Below are 20,412 nucleotides of genomic sequence, written 5' to 3'. Positions count from 1 at the left end.
TATGACAGGGATTCAAGATATAGCAACACCGCGGCGTACGAAGGAAATTATTCAAAGGCACGGTTTTTCGTTCAAAAAGAGTCTGGGACAAAACTTTCTAATTGATCAAAATATTCTGAGCAAGATCGTAAATGCTGCCGGATTGGATGATACAAAGGGCGCGCTTGAGATCGGTCCGGGCATTGGAGCTTTGACCGAGAAGTTGGCGCAATCCGCTAAGGCAGTTACCGCTGTTGAGATTGACCAGCGGCTGTTGCCCATTCTTGAAGAAGTGCTGGCCCCTTACGAGCATGTAAAGGTTCGCCATGGAGACGTGTTAAAGCTGGATTTGCGTGAAGTGTTTGCAGCTGACTTTGCAGACGTGAGCAAAGTGAGTGTCGTCGCTAATCTGCCGTATTACGTCACTACACCGATTCTGATGCGTCTACTGGAGGACAAGCTTCCTTTGGAGAATATCGTCGTTATGATTCAAAAAGAGGTGGCTGAGCGCATGGCTGCGTCTCCTGGTACGAAGGATTACGGCAGCTTAAGCATAGCCGTGCAATATTACAGCGAGCCTGAGTTAGTCTGTACGGTGCCGAATACAGTATTTATTCCTCAGCCGAATGTTGATTCGGCAGTTATTCGGCTGCGTGTACGAGAAGTCCCTCCGGTGGAAGTGGTGGACGAGAAGCACTTTTTTGAAGTGGTTCATGCCGCTTTTGCCCAACGCCGTAAAACCATTTCAAATAACCTAAAAAGCCGCTTCTTCACCAAAGAGAACAGGGACACGCTGGAGCCGTTGTTGCAACAAGCTGATATTGAGCCCTCCCGTCGAGGGGAAACGCTGAGTATCGAGGAATTTGCGCGTCTGAGCGCCGTGCTGTTGGAGGCCGGTATATCCTAAGTTGGAACCAAACTGTGCATTCACCCATACGATATAGGAGGGGTGATACAGTGTGATGAGTTTAGGAGACTTGGTCGTTCGGAAATCGTACGGCGGTGATGTCACGTTTCGCGTTGAAGACATCCAGCGGGATAAAGCGATCATTAAGGGGACGGAATTTCGGCTACTGGCCGATTCCCCGGTGAACGATCTGGTCAGAGTGCCTGCAGACCAGATTAGCGGTAAGACTCAACAGGCCCACATTAAGGCCGGGGAGTCGCTTAATCTTTTGCAACGGGCACGCCAGCAGCAAGCTGCCCGTAGCCAGGCGGCTCTGATTGGAGAGTGGAGTGATCCGGTAGAGTCGACGTATTTTGAAATGCCAGGAAAGGTTCTTCATCTGGATGGAGATCCTGGCTATTTAAGAAAATGTCTCAGTTTATATGAACAGCTCCGTGTTCCCGCTGAGGGACATCACGTTCACGAATCGGCAATGGCGGATACGTTATATCGACTGCTTCCCCGCATTCGTCCTGATATTGTAGTCATCACTGGACATGATGGTGTGCTGAAGCAGCCGCAACCTTACGATTTGTACAGCTTGAAAAGCTACAAGAATTCGCAAAATTTTGTGGCAGCGATTCAGGTAGCCAGACAATATGAGCGTCATCTGGATTCACTGACAATTGTAGCGGGGGCGTGCCAGTCCCATTTTGAGGCGCTGCTACGTGCGGGAGCCAATTTTGCCAGCTCCCCAGGGCGTATCCTGATTCATGCTCTGGACCCCGTTTACGTGGCTGCCAAGGCCGCATTTACTTCAATCCGTGATACAGTCAATATGGGAGACTTGTTTCATCAGACCATCAGTGGCAGCCGCGGAGTGGGTGGAATTGAAACAAGGGGAAGCTACCGCATCGGTTTGCCGAAGCTTGAAAATTTGTCAACGCTTAAAGTAACGCCTTCAGCGATCTGAAATTCAAATGTGCCTGATAGGATATATCTGAACAAAAGCCTCTTTTTAGAGGCTTTTTGTCATTTTTTATGCATATTATTCCTGTTCGCAAAAAATTAAATTGACAACTTATTTTTCGTGTTGTTATAATATTTAGCTTGAATTGACAATCCCTCTAAAATTCGTTATAATGGACAAGGAAAGAGGTGGTCGTTAGGCAATGGCTAAAAATACGCTGTTGGAAATCAAACGCAGTCTCGACGCACATGTAGGGCAAAAAATTTTGCTGCGGGCTAACGGCGGACGCCGTAAGACCGTCGAACGAACTGGTGTCTTGGAAGAAACGTACCCTTCTGTTTTTATTGTCAAGCTGGATCAGGAGCAACAGACGTTTAAACGTGTCTCCTACAGCTATGCTGACATTCTTACCGAGTCGGTGGAGGTCAGTGTATATGATCCCGACTCCCACACAAGTGTAGTCGAATATTTCGAAACACCTTAATTCTTTTTTACGTGATTTATACCAGCTTTGCAGGTTTAACGGCGACCTCGTCATTTTTAATGGCGGGGTCGTTTTGTATTTACAGAGCAGGATGAAGCATGATATCTCTGCACATACTAAGGCGGGAATGATCTTCCTTATTCCATTGCCGAAGGAGGCGTATGCATGAGCCGAAGAAGACGGAGTGTTATGTCGGAAGAGCTGAAGTATGAACTGGCCAAAGATCTTGGGTTTTACGACACGGTTAAGGAAGAAGGCTGGGGAGGCATTAAAGCCAAGGATGCGGGCAATATGGTCAAGCGGGCCATTCAGCTTGCAGAGCAGGCGGCTTCTCGCAAATCGTAGCCATCGGTGGTGCTGATAAAAAGCGGGGATATCCGGGGTCATACCGGGGCATCTCCGCTTTTTTGAACCTCATGACTTGACAGGCTGAGTCTGATATAATATGTTAAGCTGTCTTGAGGGAAAAGTTGAAGGTGGGTGAACGCCTTGAAAATATATGAAAAAGCACCGGCGAAAATTAATTTAATGCTTGATGTTCTACGTAAGCGGGACGATGGTTATCACGAGGTCGAAATGATTATGACTATGGTCGATCTATCCGACCGATTGACGATGTCCGAGTTACCGCGTGATACCATTATTATTTCAAGCCAAGCCGGGTACATACCGTTAGATGAAAAGAACTTGGCTTTTCAGGCTGCGCGTCTGATCAAAGAACGTTATAACGTGTCTACAGGCGTCCATATCCATCTGGATAAGCATATCCCGGTGGCTGCAGGATTAGCAGGCGGAAGCAGCGATGCTGCCGCAGCATTGCGTGGGCTGAACAAGCTGTGGAGACTTGGTATCTCGGATGCGGAATTAAGAGTACTGGGTGCTGAATTGGGTTCAGACGTACCTTTCTGTATTACAGGGGGCACAGCTTTAGCGAGCGGACGTGGAGAACTGCTTAAGCCACTGCCGAATCCGCCACAATGCTGGGTGATCCTCGCCAAGCCGCCGATTAATGTATCGACAGCTGAAGTGTATGGTCGTGTCAAAGCGGATCAGATTACGTACCACCCGTCTGCCCGGCAGATGGAGCAGGCGATTCGTAATGCTTCTTTTACCGATGTATGCAATGCCCTGGGGAATGTACTGGAGGATGTGACATTAAAGCTGTATCCAGAGGTGGAGCATCTTAAAAACTCCATGATCCGTTTAGGAGCTGATGGGGTGCTGATGTCAGGTAGCGGACCTACAGTGTTCGGACTGGTATCGAAGGAAGCCAAAGTGCCACGGATCTATAACGGACTAAGAGGCTTTTGCAAAGATGTTTACGCAGTACGACTTTTGACCTGATTTTAGATATTTTCTTCATATTATAGTGGCAATTGTTGTACAAATACGTACGAAGATGATATATTTACTATTAAATATTCGGATTTTACTATATCACTTACATTCCGCCAGCAACCGGCCAGTCCGCCGGTGCTTTATTGTACGAAGCGGGCGGCAGGAGAATAGATCGCGAGGAATTGTTGTGAAAAAACTTAAAAGAAGCTCACGATTGGTGGAAATGACGCAATTTTTATTGTCACGGCCGCATACATTGGTGCCTCTTACTCATTTTGCAGATCGATACGGGGCAGCTAAGTCGTCGATAAGCGAGGATCTGGCTATTATCAAAGAAGTATTTGAGGACGAGGGTACTGGCGAGCTTCTGACACTGGCGGGAGCGGCAGGGGGCGTCAAGCTGATCCCTAGGCTCTCCAAACAACATGCGCTTGCGTTTGCGAACGACTTGTGCGCGCAGCTGGAGCAGCCTGATCGCATATTACCGGGAGGGTACCTGTATCTGTCCGATTTGCTGGGCCAACCAGCGATGATGAACGAAGCGGGTAAAATATTTGCGACCGCTTTTGCCGATCGTCAGATTGATGTGGTTATGACCGTGGAGACGAAGGGCATTCCGCTCGCATATGCAACCGGAGCACAGCTTAATTTGCCAGTCGTGCTTGTACGGCGTGACCATCAGGTGACAGAAGGCTCAGCTGTAAGTATTAATTATGTTTCTGGATCACAAAAGAGCCTGCATACGATGTCTTTATCCAGACGTGCAATGCGTGAGAAATCGCGTGTGCTCATCGTAGATGACTTTATGAAGGCTGGCGGCACGATACAAGGAATGGTCGACTTGTTAGCAGAGTTTGATGCTGAGGTAGCTGGTGTCGGTGTGCTGGTAGAGTCGGGCGAGGTGGAGAATGAAGAGCGCCTGTTGCACGATTATATTTCACTGGCAAATCTGACTGCAGTCGATTCTCGAAGCAAGCAAATTACAGTCAAGCTGGGTAATTATTTTGATGAGTTAACAGGGCAGTAAATTGTCACAATTCATCATAAAATACCTAAATATGTCGAAAAGAAATCTTTTCAAAAAAATTACCTGAATTTAGGATACGAATTGTCCAAAAAAAGAAGGAATTCGAAATGCTGTGTGGAATGTATACACCAAGTCCTATTTGGAAAAAGGTGGTGAAACACACATGCAGATTACGGATGTTAGACTCCGCCGAGTGAACTCAGAAGGAAGAATGAAGGCGATTGCATCCATTACAATTGATAACGAGTTTGTTGTCCATGACATCCGAGTTATCGACGGTAATAACGGGATGTTCGTAGCTATGCCAAGCAAACGAACCCCTGACGGAGAGTTTCGCGATATCGCTCACCCGATATCTTCAGGAACCCGTGAAAAGATTCAAGCTGCTGTATTGACTGAGTACGAACGTGCAGCTGTTGATGAAGAAGTTGCTATTGAAGAAGGCGCTTAATTCGCCTAAAGCAGGATTGGGGTACAAAAGAAAAAGAGAGCCACTAACTGTGGCTCTCTTTTCTTTTTGTCTGGAATGAGATATATTCTTTAGTGAGTTAACAGTCAGTTTTAAGGCAACTTGGAGCCATCCGGGCTGCCGAAGCGGCTTTTTCATAAGACAGGGACTAGGCAGCGATGCGTCCCGGGGATGAACGTCCAGCACAAGCTGGCCTGAAAAAATAGCCATTAACCAAAGGTTCGCCGTTATTTTTCAGGAGGATTGTGAAAAGTTAAGCAAAATCTGATCTGGGAATTAACGTTTTAGCCAAGGGGTAACTGTTATTTTCAGGATAGGAGGTTGGACTTGTTGGAAAGGTTGGCAGTCATTCTTGCCGCAGGGCAGGGAAAACGTATGAAATCCAAATTATATAAAGTTCTGCATCCGGTATGCGGAAAACCGATGGTCGGACATGTACTCGACACGGTTCGTGAAATCGGTGTGTCCCGAAGTGTAGTCGTCGTGGGTCACGGAGCAGAGGCGGTACAGTCTTATTTGGGACCGTCGGCAGAATATGCGCTTCAGGCAGAGCAGCTGGGAACGGGTCATGCTGTCAAGCAAGCCAAGGACCTGCTCGGCCAGGAACAGGGCACCACAATTGTCATTTGTGGAGATACTCCGTTGATCACAGCGGAAACGCTGGAAGGTTTGGTGCAACTGCACGAAAGCCGCGGAGCGGCTGCAACAATTCTGACCGCTGAGTTGGACAACCCGAAAGGATATGGACGAGTTATCCGTGATACTTCCGGGGCCGTGCTTAAGATCGTGGAACAGAAGGATTGTTCACCTGAGGAAGATGCTGTCCGTGAGATTAACACAGGCACGTATTGCTTTGACAATGCCAAGTTATTTGCAGCGCTGGACAAGGTAACGAACACCAATGCACAGCAGGAATACTACCTGACCGATGTCATTGGTATTTTGCATGGCGAAGGTGAGCAGGTTGAGGCGTATTTGACCAATGACGTGTCGGAATCTATCGGTGTAAACGACAGAGTTGCTTTGTCAGTTGCTGAGGGTTATATGCGTGAGCGCATTGTTCGCAAACATATGCTGAATGGTGTCACCGTCATTGATCCGTCTTCTACCTACATCGGGAGCGATGTTGTCATTGGTTCCGATACAGTATTGTACCCAAATACATGGCTGCATGGTCAAACACAAATCGGAGAAGATTGTGTGATTGGCCCGCAGGCAGAGATCCAGAATACGGTTATCCACTCAGGAGCGATAGTGAAACATTCGGTGTTGAACGAAGCGGAAGTGGGAAGCAGTACATCTGTAGGGCCGTTTGCTTATCTGCGTCCAGGCGCGAAGCTTGGCGAACATGTGAAGATTGGTGATTTTGTAGAGGTGAAAAATGCGACTATTGGAGATCATTCCAAGGTGTCTCATTTGAGCTATGTCGGTGATGCCAAGGTGGGTACAAACGTAAATATTGGCTGCGGGGCAATAACGGTCAATTATGATGGATATAATAAATCCATTACAGAAATTGAAGATGATGCCTTTGTTGGCAGCAATGTGAATCTGATTGCCCCAATTAAGATTGGAAAAGGTGCCTATGTTGTCGCAGGCTCCACTGTAACACATGCTGTCCCTGATAACGATCTGGCCATTGCCAGACCACGTCAAGAGAACAAAGCCGGATATGCGGACAAAATCCGCGCGCGTGCCAAAGCAAAGAAAAAAAGATCGGAATGACCTTAATCAGCAAGCTGTTGAATCTGTAATGAATGAACCAGCACGGAGGGTTTCTATTAATGACTTATTGCGATTCCAAACTCAAAATATTTACTTGTAACTCCAATCCGAAGTTAGCCCACCAGATTGCGGACTACATCGGAATCCCAATGGGGGAATCCCATACCACATCGTTTAGTGACGGTGAAATTCAGGTTAAGCTGTCGGAAAGTGTTCGCGGCTGCCATGTGTATATTGTACAGTCCACTTGTCTGCCAGTTAACGACAACTTGATGGAGTTATTGGTTATGATTGATGCACTTAAACGTGCTTCTGCCAAAAGTATCAATGTTGTTATGCCATATTACGGTTATGCTCGTCAGGATCGTAAGGCTCGTTCACGTGATCCGATTACAGCGAAACTTGTCGCTAACTTGATTGAAAAGGCGGGAGCTCACCGCGTAATCAGTATGGATTTGCATGCGATGCAGATTCAGGGATTCTTTGATATTCCAGTGGATCATATGCTGGGAGCACCAATTCTGGCCCAATATTTCCGTTCCAAGCAAATTGAGAACCCGATTGTTGTTTCACCCGATCATGGTGGGGTTGTTCGCGCGCGCAAGCTGGCGGACTTCCTGAGTGCTCCGCTCGCTATTATTGATAAGCGTCGTCCAGAGCCGAATGTCAGTGAAGTGATGAATATCATCGGGAACATTGAGGGTAAGACGGCTATTTTAATTGATGATATCATTGATACAGCCGGAACGATTGTATTGGGTGCAAATGCGCTTAAAGAAGGCGGCGTAAAAGATGTGTATGCATGTTGCACACATGCCGTGCTGTCTGGTCCTGCGATGGAAAGACTGGAGAATTCACCATTAAAAGAGGTGGTTGTGACGGATACAATCCCGATCGTTCACCCAAATCCGACAAGCAAGCTGAAGGTACTGTCTGTGGCTCCATTAATGGGAGAAGCCATCATCCGTGTGCATGAAGAATTGTCGATCAGCAAATTGTTTGAAATCGAATAAGCACTGGCTCATTAAAAAAGGGGTTGCTTTTTCCATATGGAAAAGGTAACCCCTATCAGCATGTCAGGCTAAAAGCCTGGCCGAGATATGAATGTGAAGCGTTGACGATTGTATAGTGTGTCCTCGATTTCGACGAAATGCTCATTAAAACGTGCAACGATGCCAATTTGAACATGTACATTCCCGTCATAAATTTGGACAGGAACGGAATGTTTTAAATGATATAGAAAATGGCTGTCATATAAGAGGATATCACCTTGATTGAGCATATCGGCACGCACCTTCCTGTTCACTACAACTATTTTACCAAAAAATCAAGACTTCGAAAGAGGGTGTCAAGGTTAATGAAGTGGATTGTAGGATTGGGCAACCCCGGTCCCCAATACGAGAAAACGAGACATAATGTCGGATTTATGGCCTTAGATGCACTTGCCTCACGTCATAATATCCAGATTACCCAAAGCAAATGTAAGGCGTTGATTGGTGAGGGTCACATTGGTGGCGTAAAAACGGTACTGATTAAGCCTATGACATATATGAATCTCTCAGGCGAGTCTCTACGTGCATATATGGACTACTATAAGGCCGATATGGAAGATCTGATTGTCGTGTACGATGATCTGGATACAGAGGTCGGTAAAATAAGACTGCGTTATCAAGGTAGCGCAGGCGGTCATAATGGCATTAAATCGATCATTCAGCATACAGGGACGCAGTCTTTCAACCGGATTCGTATGGGCATTTCCCGTCCAGAGCCTGGACATGCTATTGTCGATTATGTTCTGGGCACCTTTCCAAAGAAGGAAAAGGAACTATTGACTGGAATGATAGAAGATACGTGCAACGCTTTAGAATACAGCTTGAATCATCCGTTTGAGCGGACGATGGCTGAATTCAACAAGTAAGCTCTGACGCAGGTAGACGGGCTTAAATGGAAGATTGTTGGACATACTGAAAGGTATAGAAAACTTTCAGGAGGCATATACATTACATGGTTGTTAATTATGTATGCAGACATTGTCGAACTTTCTTAGGGCGAATTGACTCCGCTGTAATAACCGAAGAAAGGTTGGGCTTCCATTCCTTGACCCCTGCTGAACGTAGAGATATAATAGCGTATAATTCGGGTGGTGAAGTGACTGTTAAAGTCATTTGCGAGCATTGCAGTCAGGCACTGGAGAATAATCCGGAGTTGAGTCTGCTCGTAAACCCGCTCCAATAACAGGTATTCAACTGGTCTGATGTACCAGCTTGAGAGGTGAAGCGGTAGTTCCGCTTATGGAGCCTTGGCAGCATTGCTGAGGCTTCTTTTTCGGTTTACATGTAACTATTTATAAGCATAAAGGGGTGCCTTTTTTGTTACAAGCACTTATTCAGGCTTTTACGAAGGATGCTGATTATGCATCCATTGCGGCAGGTATATCCTCAGGCATGAAGGAACAGCTGATATCAGGCTTGTCAGGCTCTTCAAGACAGGTACTGATGGCCGCACTTGCTGAAGATACTGGACGACCGTTAATGGTCATGACGCACAATATGTTTGCCGCTCAAAAAATAGCAGATGATTTGCAGGAAGCGCTTTCTCCTGATCAGGTTTTGTTGTATCCAGCCAACGAGTTGGTAGCTGCTGAAGCTGCCATATCCAGTCCAGAGACATTATCCCAACGAATTGATGTATTGATACGATGCGCCCAGGGTTTTCGTGGGGTTGTTGTCGTGCCGTTTTCTGGGGTCCGGCGTCTACTACCAATCCCGGAAACATGGCGTGAGGCTCGTGTTGAGCTGAAAGAGGGAGAAACGATTCAGCTGGAGGCATTTTTGCTGCATATGGTTGAGATGGGATACCAGCGTGTAGAACGTGTTGAATCCCGCGGGGAGATGAGTGTACGCGGGGGAATTATCGACTTTTACCCAATGACAACCCGTTGGGGCTATCGTGTGGAGTTGTTTGACGATGAAATTGACTCCATCCGTATGTTTGATCCGCAAGATCAGCGTTCGGTGGAAAAGGTACAGGAAGTTACTGTAACGCCATGTAAGGAAGTTATTGCAAGCCACCAGCGTATGGACCAAGCTGCCGATGCCGCTGCTATGTTGTTGGAGGAACAGCTGGACAAAATGACAGATCGTCAGGCTAAACAGCATCTGAAAGAGGAAATTCATCGTGAAATTGAGCTGTTGCGGGAGCATGTGTATTTTGACGAAATCTATAAATATATCTCCCTGCTATATCCTGAACGTAAAACCTTGGCTGATTATATGCCGGCAGATACGATTCTGATCATTGATGAACCAGCACGGATGCTAGAAACAGCCAGGCAGCTAGAGCGGGATGAGTCTGAGTGGAATTTGCATTTGCTTCAAAACGGTAAAACTCTACCGCAACTGGAGCTATCGGATAACTCGGATAATCTGCTGTATAATCGGAGATTTCAAACCCTGTTTCTGTCGATCTTCCTTCGTCAGGTTCCGCATACGCAGCCGCAAAATATTTTGAACTTCATTTGCCGGGGCATGCAGGATTTCCACGGTCAAATGAATGTACTCAAGGCAGAGATGGATCGTTGGCGCAAGGCAGGCACACAGGTTATGATGCTGGCGAGTGGAGATGAACGTCTGGATCGGATGCGGCGAGTGCTTCAAGACTACGGTATTGATGAGCCGACTATGGCGATTGGTAATCTGCAAAGCGGTTTTGAGATGCCGTCTATTCATCTGGCGGTGATTACCGAGGGTGAGATGTTCTCCCAGAAGCAGCGGAAAGCACGTAAGCAGGGCCGACATGTAGACAATGCAGAGCGGATTAAGAGCTATAGCGAGCTGAAGGTGGGCGACTATGTCGTACACCAAAATCACGGAATCGGGAAGTATATGGGAATCGGTACGCTGGAGGTTGGCGGTATCCATAAGGATTACATGCATATCCTCTATGCAGGCGGAGATAAGCTGTCTGTACCGATTGAACAAATTGATCTGATTCAGAAGTATGTGGGCTCAGAGGACAAAGAACCCAAGATTTACAAACTGGGCGGCAATGAGTGGACACGTGTTAAAAGTAAGGTGCGCAGCTCGGTTCAGGACATCGCAGATGACTTGATCAAGCTATATGCGGAAAGACAGTCAGCACCAGGCTTTGCTTTTGAAAAGGATTCACCAGAACAGCAGGAATTTGAGGATATGTTCCCGTATGATGAGACACGTGACCAGATTCGGGCTATTGAAGAAATTAAAAAGGACATGGAGCAGAGTCGTCCGATGGATCGTTTGCTGTGCGGTGACGTAGGCTACGGCAAGACTGAGGTGGCTATTCGTGCTGCTTTTAAGTCTGCTATTGAGGGCAAACAAGTGGCTGTGTTGGTACCGACGACGATTTTGGCACAACAGCACTATGAGACTTTCCGTGAGCGCTTTTCCGGGTATCCGTTCAATATTCAGGTATTGAGCCGTTTCCGCTCGCGCAAAGAGCAGAATGAGACGACCAAGGGAGTTCGACAAGGTACGGTGGATATTGTCATTGGTACTCACCGTCTACTTTCCCAGGATCTGGTGTTCAAGGATCTGGGGCTGCTTATTGTCGATGAAGAGCAACGTTTTGGCGTAACGCACAAAGAAAAGCTGAAAAAACTGAAAACGAATGTAGACGTGTTGACACTAACGGCTACACCTATTCCCCGTACGCTGCATATGTCCATGCTGGGTGTACGTGATTTGTCAGTTATTGAGACGCCACCAGAAAACCGTTTTCCAGTGCAGACCTATGTAGTTGAGCATAGCCAGACTCTAGTTCGCGAGGCCATTGAACGCGAGATGGCACGTGGAGGACAGGTGTACTACCTGTATAATCGCGTACAGGGGATTCAGGAGATGGCTGCCGAGATCAATGCACTTGTCCCAGACGCCAAGGTGGGCGTAGGTCACGGACAGATGTCTGAAACGGAACTGGAGAAAACCATTTTGGATTTCCTAGATGGTGAATATGATGTACTGGTTAGCACGAGCATTATCGAAACCGGTGTGGATATCCCCAATGTGAATACACTCATTGTGCATGATGCTGATAAAATGGGGCTCTCCCAGCTTTATCAGCTGCGTGGGCGTGTAGGCCGTTCCAATCGGATTGCCTATGCTTATTTCACGTACCAGCGAGATAAGGTGCTTACAGAGGTGGCGGAGAAGCGGCTTCAGTCTATCAAAGAATTTACGGAGTTGGGTTCTGGGTTCAAGATTGCAATGCGTGATTTGTCCATTCGTGGAGCGGGTAACTTACTTGGCGCCGAGCAGCACGGATTCATCGCTTCCGTTGGTTTTGACCTTTACTCGCAAATGCTGGCTGAGGAAATCAACAAACGTAAAGTCAGTGTGCTTGGAGAAGAGGATCAATCCAACCGGAATTGGAGTACATCGATTGATTTGGGTGTCGATGCTTACCTGCCGGGAGACTATATTTATGACAGCATCCAGAAGATTGAGATTTATAAGAAGGTTGCAGCGGTCAGTACCTTTGATGAGGCTTCCGAACTGGAGGACGAACTGGTCGACCGATTTGGCGATCTGCCAGAGGCTGTTCGTCATTTGCTTGCCGTGGCTCGTCTTAAAGTATATGGACGGATGTATGGAATCGAGTCCATTGTGCAGCGGGATGACAATATAGTGCTGAAATTCCATGAAGGTCGTCAGCACGCGGTTCAGACGGCCAAACTTGCCGAGATTGGCAATCGCTTTGAAAGACGTGTACAATTTGAACAGGGCACTTCTATGAGCGCACGCATAAAGGGCAAAGGTCTAAATGATTCACAGTTGCTAGAACTGCTGGAGCAATTTTTGAGTGCATTGAAAGAAGCATTCACATTGAAGGAGGAACTGCAAAATGCCACAACTAAATAAAAGAAAACCTTGGAGAATGCTCTCCTTGGGCATGGCAGCGTTGCTAGCTATATCGGTGCTGGCAGCATGTACAAAGCAAGCGGATGAGAATAAGGTCAAGGATGAGCCGAAAGACAACAGCAAGGTTGTCGTGACCTATAAGGGTGGAACGATTACCGAAAATGAGTTCAACCAAGAAATCAGCATGATGAAATTTCTGTACCCAGAGTATGAGGCTGCTTTAGCTTCTGATCAGGTACGTGAGCAAATTGTAAAGCAGGAAGTAGTGTACAAGCTTTTGGCGGCCAAAGCGGACGATAAAGCCAAGGAAGAGGGCGCCAAACAAGGAAACGAGCAGTTGGAGCAGTATAAAAAGTCGGTCGGCGAAGATAAGTTTAAGACATTTCTGAGCGATCAGAAGCTGACCGAACAAGGTGTGAAAGATTACTTCACGCGTGTCATGACGGTAATCAATAGCGAAACCAATAAAGTAACGGATGATCAGCTGAAACAGGAATTTGAGAAAAATAAAGATCAATTCACGACAGCAACCGTGCGCCATGTATTGATTAATTTCGAAGATCCAAAAACAAAGAAACAGCGTACAAAAGAGGCTACTCTCAAGCTGGCCAAAGAAGTAAAGGCGAAGCTGGACGGTGGAGCGGATTTTGCGACGATTGCCAAGAAGTATTCGGAAGACCCAGGTTCCGCATCTAATGGGGGGCTGTATGAGAATGCGTCCGTAGCACAATGGGTACCTGCTTTTAAAGAGGCTGCCGAGACTCAACCGATTAACAAAATTGGTGAGCCTGTGGAAACAGAATACGGATATCACGTGATCAAAGTGGAGTCCCGCAATGATCCAACATTTGATAAATTGAAGGACAACGAGAAGGCTGCCCTGAAAAATAAATTGGCTGGAGAAAGTATCCAAAACTTTACCGAAAATGATTTGGCGAAGCTTGATTTGAAAATCAATCTGCCGAAGGCACCTGCTACGCAAGAGAAAAGTGGTGCAACGTCCGGTGCGGGCAGCACAACTACACCGAGCGGAACAACAAGCGGTACGGGCGATAGCAAGGCTGGAACAGCCAAAGATGGAGTTGCAAACGAAGGTAAATAACTGAACATGCATAAGGAATTGGGAACAGATGAATACTATGGTCAGATATCACCATAAACACCATGACCGCGACGTTCTTCGTGACCGCTTCTGGGGGAGTGGAAGCGTCTTTCGATACCGTCAGTAGTTTACTAAATTCTTCTTGAGAAAGTGGGGCAACATGTGAAATGAAAGCTACTGGTATAGTTCGCCGTATTGATGATCTTGGGCGGGTAGTTATTCCAAAGGAGATTCGCCGCACCTTGAGAATTCGTGAAGGAGATCCGCTTGAGATTTTTGTGGATCGTGACGGAGAAGTCATTTTGAAAAAGTATTCACCTATTGGTGAACTTGGTGATTTCGCCAAAGAATATGCTGAGTCCCTGTTTGAAAGCACAGGCCATATTACGATGATTACCGATCGTGACACCATTATTACGGTGGCTGGAGGCTCGAAAAAAGAGTTTCTGGACAAGCAAATCGGTAGCATTATCGAAGGTAGCATGGATAATCGCAAGACTGTGCTGGAGACAGCCAGCGGCTCTTATGAGCTGACGCGAGACCACGAAGAAACACTCTCGTCCTTTGTGACGGCTCCCATTGTTTCGGGTGGTGATCCCATCGGCTCTGTTATATTGTTGAACAAGGATGAAAATGTAAAAATGTCCGAAATGGAGGTCAAGATGGCTGAAACAGCCGCTGGCTTCCTGGGCAAACAAATGGAACAGTAACACCCCGTTTCACCCCTGTATGACGTACAGAACGGATAAAGCCGTTCAACGTTGTACAGGGATTTTTTTCTTTCCGGAAGAAGAGACGGTATAATAGGACTCGTAAAAATGCTTATCCAGGTGGGAGTGGAGACGGAGAATGCAGGAAAATCGCGCCGCTTCGCGGCTGCTACGGGGTGCTGTCATTTTGACAATGGCAGCGGTAGCAAGCAAGCTGATCGGCACATTGCAAAAAATCCCGCTGCAAAATATTGGCGGCGACGGCGTGTTTGGCATTTATAATACGGTTTATCCTTTTTATACGCTGTTTATTACCATTGCAGCTGCTGGATTCCCGGTTGCCGTATCCAAATTTGTAGCTGAGTATGAGGCTGTGGGAAACCGGGCAGCAGGGCAACGTGTTGCCCTGCTATCTTCGCTTGTATTGGGCATCTTCGGACTGATTCTGGGGCTGCTGATGTATACGTGTGCGCCGCTAATCGGCCAGTGGATCGACAATGCTCACGTCATTCCATCGGTGAGGGCGGCAGCGGTTGCCTTTTTGTTCGTGCCGGTTATGGCGGGACTGAGAGGCTATTTTCAAGGTTTGCAAAATATGATTCCAACGGCGGTCTCCCAAGTGACGGAGCAGGCGATACGGGTAAGCGTGATGATCATATTGTTGCTGTTCATGCTGTCACAAGGAGCAGGGGCGGATATGATAGCCGCTGGAGCAGTGTTTGGCTCAGCAGCAGGCGGAGCAGCGGGCTTGGTGATCATGCTGTTGTATTGGCGAGGTCACAGAAAGAGACTTAGGCGGCAAGAGACGGCAATGACAACAGTGCAAGCCCAGACTGGTGAGCTTTACCCAGCGGAAAGCAACGGCGCTTTGCTAAAGGCGCTGCTACGTTATGCCTTACCTGTTTGCCTTGGAGCGCTAGCCGTTCCGTTAATTAACCTGGTAGATACATTTACCGTCCCTCGCTTGTTAAAGCAGGAGGGCTTGGACGATACGGCGGTTATGGTGGCCTTCGGCGTGTATAACCGGGGGCTTCCGCTAGTACAGCTGGTCATGATGTTTGCCACCACATTGTCGGCATTGTTCATACCCTCGCTGGCTGAGGCTCGGGTAACCGGAGGTACGGAGCTGGCACGTCGTCAGTGCGAGCAATCGCTGCGCTGGTTTTGGCTGTTGGGACTAGCCGCTGCGACAGGTTTGATCGTGCTGGCCGTGCCCGTCAATGTGATGCTGTATGCAGACGACACCGGCAGCACGGTGATGCGCTGGATGGCGCTGACCGCCGTAGGAGGCACGCTCAGCATCATCTCGGCTGCGCTACTGCAAGGGCTTGGCGCGGTTCGTGCGCCAGCTCTGGCGATGCTCGCGGCCGCAGCAGCCAAGGCGCTGCTAAACTGGCTGCTCGTGCCGCAGCTAGGCACGGCTGGTGCCGCCATTGCGGGGGCTGTCGCCTATCTGCTGGCGGCAGTGATCAACATCGCGCTGCTGGCCCGCTTGGTGGGGCTGCGCGGGAGCTGGTCCGCCAGTGTACTCAAACCGGCGGCATTGCTTGTCGCCTTGGCTGGTGTAGCCGGGGCGGCGATGTGGGGCACCAGTGCTGTGCTGGGTGCCTTGGGATGGGCTGCCGGAGGTCGTGCCACGGCAGCGGCGGAGAGCCTGCTGGGAGTAGCAGCAGGCGCCGTGGTGTTCGTGATCGGCCTCGCACGCTTGAGGTTGATCACGGAAGCTGAGCTTGTGGCAGTGCCCAAGCTCGGACGCCCGCTGGCAGCCGTGCTGCGCAGACTGCGTGTACTGGCTTAGCCGGGGTTATACGACTTGCCGCGCGACAGCTGCGCAAGCCATTTTATGAGCCTATACAACTTTGTGGTATAGTAAATGCCAAAGCAAAGGAAGCGGAAGCTGGATTGGATTGCGCCGGGTGTTTTTTCCGAGCATGAATCCTGCTTTTGCGGAACGGAGGATTGGATATGAGCGTAACATTAACGATCGTAGGTCTGGGCTCGGGAGATCCCGATCAGCTTACGATAGGGATATTGAACAAAATGCGGGGGGCTTCAGCGCTATATCTGCGAACCAAGGAACATCCGGCGGTTCAAGTGCTGGATGAGTTTGAAGTGGCCTTTGAGTCATTTGATGCGGTATATGAGACAAGGGAATCTTTTCCAGAGGTATACGAGGAAATTACCAGTCAATTGATGGCAACAGCTGCTAAGGCGGCAGACGGAAGCGAAATCGTCTATGCGGTTCCCGGTCACCCGATGGTGGCGGAAGCAGCGGTGCAGTTGCTCAAGGAGCGTTGTCCTGCGCAAGGGATTGAACTAAACATCTTGGGGGGCGAAAGTTTCCTGGATGAGGCTTTTGTGCGTCTTGGTTTTGATCCGATTGAGGGTTTCCAGCTGTTGGATGCAGGTACACTGGATGCAAGCTGGCTCCAGCCTCAGTTGCACACGCTGATCGGACAGGTATATGACACCTTTACGGCTTCCGATGTGAAGCTGTGCTTGATGGAGCGGTATCCTGACGATTATGAGGTGTATGTCGGCCACGCGCTTGGGGTAGAAGGTGAGGAAGCGGTCCACAAGGTGCCGCTGTACGAGCTGGATCGAGTAGAGGGCTACGGGAACCTATCCTTGGTGTACATACCTCGCAGTGAGGATGAGGCGCTGAAACGGCGTTCTTTTGACCGTCTACATGAGATTGTCGATATTTTGCGCAGTCCAGAAGGCTGTCCATGGGATCGCGAACAGACACATCAATCGATCCGCAAAAATCTGATCGAGGAAACGTATGAGGTCATTGAAACTATAGATGAGGATGATCCTGAGCACATGAAGGAAGAGCTCGGCGATCTGTTGTTACAAATTTTGCTGCATGCCCAAATGGAAGAGGAAGTCGGAACCTTCAATGTGTATGATGTGATCCAAGGGCTGAACGATAAGCTTATTTTCCGTCACCCGCATGTGTTCGGTGATAATCAGGCGAATGATGCGGAAGAGGCGCTGCAAAACTGGGAACAGATGAAGGCTGAGGAAAAACGACTTAAAGGTACAACGGCAGCAGACTCTTCTGTGCTGGATGGGATTCCCCGTGATCTACCTGCTCTTATGAAATCGTACAAGCTCCAGAAAAAGGCAGCTAAAGTAGGCTTTAACTGGGATAGCATTGAAGGCGTATTTGATAAACTGGACGAAGAAGTGGCTGAGTTGAAGGAAGCGGTTCGGGAAGGGCATTCCGTGGAAGCTCAGTTGCTGGAGTTGGGCGATGTGTTATTTGTTGCCGTGAATGCAGCCCGGTTCATGGAAGTAGATCCAGAGGAGGCGCTGTCAGCCACTAATCGCAAATTTGTGAGCCGTTTCCAGTATATTGAGCAGAAATTACGCGAGCAGGGACGTCGTCCTGAAGACAGCAGTGTAGATGAAATGGAGACCTACTGGCAGGAAGCGAAAAAGCTCCTTGATAGAGATTGATTCCATAGATTTGATCTTTGGCTGTATGGGCCAGTAAAATGAGACATAAGCAGGGTTGAAAACACGCCCAGCTTGAGCAGACTTGCCAATGGGCAGAGTTTTGTAGTAGGATGTTGGCTTAACTGGGGGTCGAATAAAAAACGCCTGTCATTGCAGGATTTTTAAGGACAAGCCCGAATAACTTGTAGTAATTCTGAAAATAACTGTAGCTAATAGTTGAACATGTTACAGTGGTATTCAGGAAGGGCTTCGGCCACAGTTGGACCTCACGTATGCTCCATTTAAGGACATGTAGCGTGATGATTATTTTTTGACATTTAGGAGGCTTTTATCTTATGAACAAGACAGATCTGATCAACAATATTTCCAGCAAAAGCGGTTTGAGCAAACGTGACGTTGAAGCTGTATTGAATGGCGTTCTTGGTGAAATTACAGATGCACTTGCTAGTGGTGACAAAGTACAACTGATCGGCTTTGGTACTTTCGAAACGCGCAAACGTTCCAGCCGTACAGGTCGCAATCCACAAACCGGCAACACGATTGAAATTCCAGAATCGACCGTTCCTGCTTTTAAAGCTGGTAATAAGCTTAAAGAAGCCGTTAACTAATGCGTCTTGATAAATTCTTGAAAGTCTCGCGGCTGATTAAGCGTCGTACAGTAGCTAAGGACGTCTCTGAACAAGGGAGAGTCGTGGTGAATGGACGCGAAGCCAAGCCGAGCAGTGCGGTCAAAGTAGGCGATGAAATTACCGTCCAATTTGGCCAGAAGCTGGTGACCGTGCGAGTGGAACGGCTCGCCGACACTACACGCAAGGACGAGGCTGCAAGTATGTACACTTTGGTAAAGGAAGAGCCTATTGCCAGGGACAACGGTTTGAACTGGTAACCAGACATCTGATTTTCTCATAACGTTGTACATAGAAGCATTCCTTCATATTGTATGAAGGGATGCTTTTTCTTTTATATGAGGAGCTTTTGTCTAATTGTCTAATAAATGCTCGTGAAGAGCCAAAGCGGTTCTAAATCATGCCCACCCCTTCATAAGCTAAGAACAGAAGGAGGGGTACATGCCATGATTGAACAAGGGAAGTCCAAGCACCATGATCTGCGCATGCAAAGCCGCAAGCAGCTCGACATTTCAGGCGTCAGCAATGTGGAGAGCTTTGACAGTGAAGAGTTTTTGCTTCAGACCGAGCTGGGCCATCTCACCATTCGCGGACAACATTTACATATCAAAAACCTCAGTCTGGAAGAGGGCCTACTGTCCATTGAAGGTCTGATTACTTCCCTCGTCTACCTGGAGCCTGGGGCCCCGGCCAAAAACGGAAAAAGCCTATTCGGCAAGCTCTTCAAATGAACCCTTACACACAATGGCTGACATTGACGTGGATGCTATTGTCGGGCATAACCATGGGAGTGGTATTTGACAGCTACCGGGTGCTGTCAATCCGCTTTCATTTTGCCCGTTGGAGTGTTCATTTGTTGGACGTGCTGTATTGGGTGGCCTCGGCTTTGTTTATTTTCCGTGTGCTGTACGCGAGTAATCGCGGTGAGCTGCGGTTTTATGTCTTTTTAGGACTACTTTTGGGGGTTTGGCTCTATTTTTGGGCCTTTAGTGTTACAACCCAACGTTTTGTGGTAATGTTAATAGAGATCGTTCGCAGACTGACGTTGATCGTGAACAGCATACTGCGCATCCTGATTGTTCTTCCGGTGTTAGCGCTGTATCGGCTGTTACGCAAGCTGGTCGGATGGACATGGGCACTTATTGTGTTCCTAGGAAGGATGCTGATATACATCCTGATGCCGGTTTGGAAGCCGATTCTTTGGTCGATCCGTCCGCTTATAGCGCGTTGGAAGACGCCAGATCCGCTCGTAAAGCTGGGTATCAGACTGAAAAATACAGCAAAACGATGGTTTGGAAGGGGGTAGTATCATGCGTAATTCGTCTGTAGATCGCTATTCATCTCCTACGTCCAAGTCCAATGCGGGCGGGCGCAGGCGAATCATGATTTGGTTGCTATCGCTTGCCGCCTTTGGTAGTTGGGCCATATTCACCTTTTTTTCTCAAGGCATGATCATGGCCGATCGAAATGAACAGCTCACCCAGAAGGAAAAACAGAAGCAAGCTGCTACACAAACGGAACAACAGCTTCAAACCGAAGTGAATCGTCTCAAGGACCCTGAGTACATTGGAGAAATTGCTAGAAGCAAGTACGGTCTTTACAAACCGGAAGAGACGCCAATCATCGGAGATCAAAAATAGAAGTATTATCGGGCCAATGCTTAGTTGACCTTGGTTCCGCCATTTTGTATAATCAAATCACCACAGCGGGATTTTTTTGCAAAAAAATCGGTTG

General features: G+C 48.0%; 22 protein-coding genes. 21 read left to right on the top strand and 1 reads right to left on the bottom strand.

Going from position 1 to position 20,412, the window contains the following annotated elements; all coding sequences use genetic code 11:
* Position 1 precedes the first annotated feature (1 nt).
* The 9 genes from rsmA (at position 2) to ACXHJ2_RS23725 (ending at position 7,891) form a co-directional block, all read left to right on the top strand.
* Entirely contained in the window at positions 2–886 is an 885-nt protein-coding gene (gene rsmA, locus ACXHJ2_RS23765; protein ID WP_013368670.1) for a 16S rRNA (adenine(1518)-N(6)/adenine(1519)-N(6))-dimethyltransferase RsmA, read from the top strand.
* Between the two features lie 55 nt (positions 887–941).
* On the top strand, positions 942–1,838 hold the full coding sequence (yabG, locus tag ACXHJ2_RS23760) for a sporulation peptidase YabG (RefSeq protein ID WP_014599339.1): 897 nt from the start codon (positions 942–944) through the stop codon (positions 1,836–1,838).
* 199 nt (positions 1,839–2,037) lie between these two features.
* The gene (gene veg / locus ACXHJ2_RS23755; protein ID WP_013308120.1) at positions 2,038–2,319 is read left to right on the top strand and encodes a biofilm formation stimulator Veg; all 282 of its coding nucleotides are present in this window, start codon (positions 2,038–2,040) and stop codon (positions 2,317–2,319) included.
* A gap of 165 nt (positions 2,320–2,484) precedes the next feature.
* Entirely contained in the window at positions 2,485–2,664 is a 180-nt protein-coding gene (locus ACXHJ2_RS23750) for a small, acid-soluble spore protein, alpha/beta type (RefSeq protein ID WP_007428013.1), read from the top strand.
* A gap of 144 nt (positions 2,665–2,808) precedes the next feature.
* The gene (gene ispE, locus ACXHJ2_RS23745; protein ID WP_165083905.1) at positions 2,809–3,663 is read left to right on the top strand and encodes a 4-(cytidine 5'-diphospho)-2-C-methyl-D-erythritol kinase; all 855 of its coding nucleotides are present in this window, start codon (positions 2,809–2,811) and stop codon (positions 3,661–3,663) included.
* Positions 3,664–3,844: 181 nt separating this feature from the next.
* The gene (gene purR, locus ACXHJ2_RS23740; RefSeq protein ID WP_013368673.1) at positions 3,845–4,684 is read left to right on the top strand and encodes a pur operon repressor; all 840 of its coding nucleotides are present in this window, start codon (positions 3,845–3,847) and stop codon (positions 4,682–4,684) included.
* A gap of 163 nt (positions 4,685–4,847) precedes the next feature.
* On the top strand, positions 4,848–5,135 hold the full coding sequence (spoVG, locus tag ACXHJ2_RS23735; protein ID WP_007428016.1) for a septation regulator SpoVG: 288 nt from the start codon (positions 4,848–4,850) through the stop codon (positions 5,133–5,135).
* Between the two features lie 345 nt (positions 5,136–5,480).
* Complete coding sequence (gene glmU / locus ACXHJ2_RS23730) at positions 5,481–6,878, top strand: bifunctional UDP-N-acetylglucosamine diphosphorylase/glucosamine-1-phosphate N-acetyltransferase GlmU (RefSeq protein ID WP_165083903.1); 1,398 nt, start codon at positions 5,481–5,483, stop codon at positions 6,876–6,878.
* Positions 6,879–6,937: 59 nt separating this feature from the next.
* Positions 6,938–7,891: a ribose-phosphate diphosphokinase gene (locus ACXHJ2_RS23725; RefSeq protein WP_013308125.1), complete on the top strand. Its 954-nt coding sequence runs from the start codon at positions 6,938–6,940 to the stop codon at positions 7,889–7,891.
* Between the two features lie 68 nt (positions 7,892–7,959).
* Here ACXHJ2_RS23725 and ACXHJ2_RS23720 read toward each other — a convergent pair whose 3' ends face one another.
* Positions 7,960–8,160, bottom strand: a complete 201-nt coding sequence (locus ACXHJ2_RS23720) for a hypothetical protein (protein ID WP_013368676.1) — start codon at positions 8,158–8,160, stop codon at positions 7,960–7,962.
* Between the two features lie 75 nt (positions 8,161–8,235).
* Here ACXHJ2_RS23720 and pth point away from each other — a divergent pair, with 75 nt between their 5' ends.
* The 12 genes from pth to ACXHJ2_RS23660 all read left to right on the top strand — a co-directional run bounded on the left by pth (position 8,236) and on the right by ACXHJ2_RS23660 (position 20,318).
* Positions 8,236–8,796, top strand: a complete 561-nt coding sequence (gene pth, locus ACXHJ2_RS23715) for an aminoacyl-tRNA hydrolase (RefSeq protein ID WP_016818918.1) — start codon at positions 8,236–8,238, stop codon at positions 8,794–8,796.
* A gap of 86 nt (positions 8,797–8,882) precedes the next feature.
* Positions 8,883–9,113, top strand: coding sequence for an anti-sigma-F factor Fin family protein (locus ACXHJ2_RS23710; RefSeq protein ID WP_014599341.1), 231 nt, complete (start codon positions 8,883–8,885; stop codon positions 9,111–9,113).
* A gap of 134 nt (positions 9,114–9,247) precedes the next feature.
* Complete coding sequence (mfd, locus tag ACXHJ2_RS23705) at positions 9,248–12,775, top strand: transcription-repair coupling factor (RefSeq protein ID WP_165083901.1); 3,528 nt, start codon at positions 9,248–9,250, stop codon at positions 12,773–12,775.
* Positions 12,759–13,877 (top strand): peptidylprolyl isomerase, encoded by a 1,119-nt coding sequence (locus ACXHJ2_RS23700; RefSeq protein ID WP_019685736.1) that lies wholly within the window; start codon positions 12,759–12,761, stop codon positions 13,875–13,877. The genes mfd and ACXHJ2_RS23700 overlap by 17 nt, the downstream gene beginning before the upstream one ends.
* 167 nt (positions 13,878–14,044) lie before the next feature.
* Positions 14,045–14,587: a stage V sporulation protein T gene (gene spoVT / locus ACXHJ2_RS23695; protein ID WP_013368681.1), complete on the top strand. Its 543-nt coding sequence runs from the start codon at positions 14,045–14,047 to the stop codon at positions 14,585–14,587.
* Positions 14,588–14,726: 139 nt separating this feature from the next.
* Positions 14,727–16,385: a putative polysaccharide biosynthesis protein gene (locus ACXHJ2_RS23690; protein ID WP_165083899.1), complete on the top strand. Its 1,659-nt coding sequence runs from the start codon at positions 14,727–14,729 to the stop codon at positions 16,383–16,385.
* Between the two features lie 167 nt (positions 16,386–16,552).
* Entirely contained in the window at positions 16,553–18,052 is a 1,500-nt protein-coding gene (gene yabN, locus ACXHJ2_RS23685; RefSeq protein WP_165083897.1) for a bifunctional methyltransferase/pyrophosphohydrolase YabN, read from the top strand.
* A gap of 335 nt (positions 18,053–18,387) precedes the next feature.
* The gene (locus tag ACXHJ2_RS23680; protein ID WP_007428028.1) at positions 18,388–18,660 is read left to right on the top strand and encodes an HU family DNA-binding protein; all 273 of its coding nucleotides are present in this window, start codon (positions 18,388–18,390) and stop codon (positions 18,658–18,660) included.
* Positions 18,660–18,938 carry an RNA-binding S4 domain-containing protein gene (locus ACXHJ2_RS23675; protein WP_014599342.1) on the top strand — a complete coding sequence of 93 codons (279 nt, stop codon included), beginning with the start codon at positions 18,660–18,662 and terminating at the stop codon, positions 18,936–18,938. The genes ACXHJ2_RS23680 and ACXHJ2_RS23675 overlap by 1 nt, the downstream gene beginning before the upstream one ends.
* A gap of 186 nt (positions 18,939–19,124) precedes the next feature.
* Positions 19,125–19,409 (top strand): sporulation protein YabP, encoded by a 285-nt coding sequence (gene yabP, locus ACXHJ2_RS23670; protein ID WP_013368685.1) that lies wholly within the window; start codon positions 19,125–19,127, stop codon positions 19,407–19,409.
* On the top strand, positions 19,406–19,984 hold the full coding sequence (gene yabQ, locus ACXHJ2_RS23665) for a spore cortex biosynthesis protein YabQ (RefSeq protein ID WP_058831394.1): 579 nt from the start codon (positions 19,406–19,408) through the stop codon (positions 19,982–19,984). The genes yabP and yabQ overlap by 4 nt, the downstream gene beginning before the upstream one ends.
* A gap of 4 nt (positions 19,985–19,988) precedes the next feature.
* Complete coding sequence (locus ACXHJ2_RS23660; protein WP_165083895.1) at positions 19,989–20,318, top strand: FtsB family cell division protein; 330 nt, start codon at positions 19,989–19,991, stop codon at positions 20,316–20,318.
* The last annotated feature ends 94 nt before the right edge of the window (positions 20,319–20,412 follow it).

The organism is Paenibacillus sp. ALE3 (assembly GCF_054113405.1).
The sequence above is the reverse complement of the archived record's forward strand: the minus strand, read 5'-3'. Positions and strand labels throughout refer to the sequence as shown.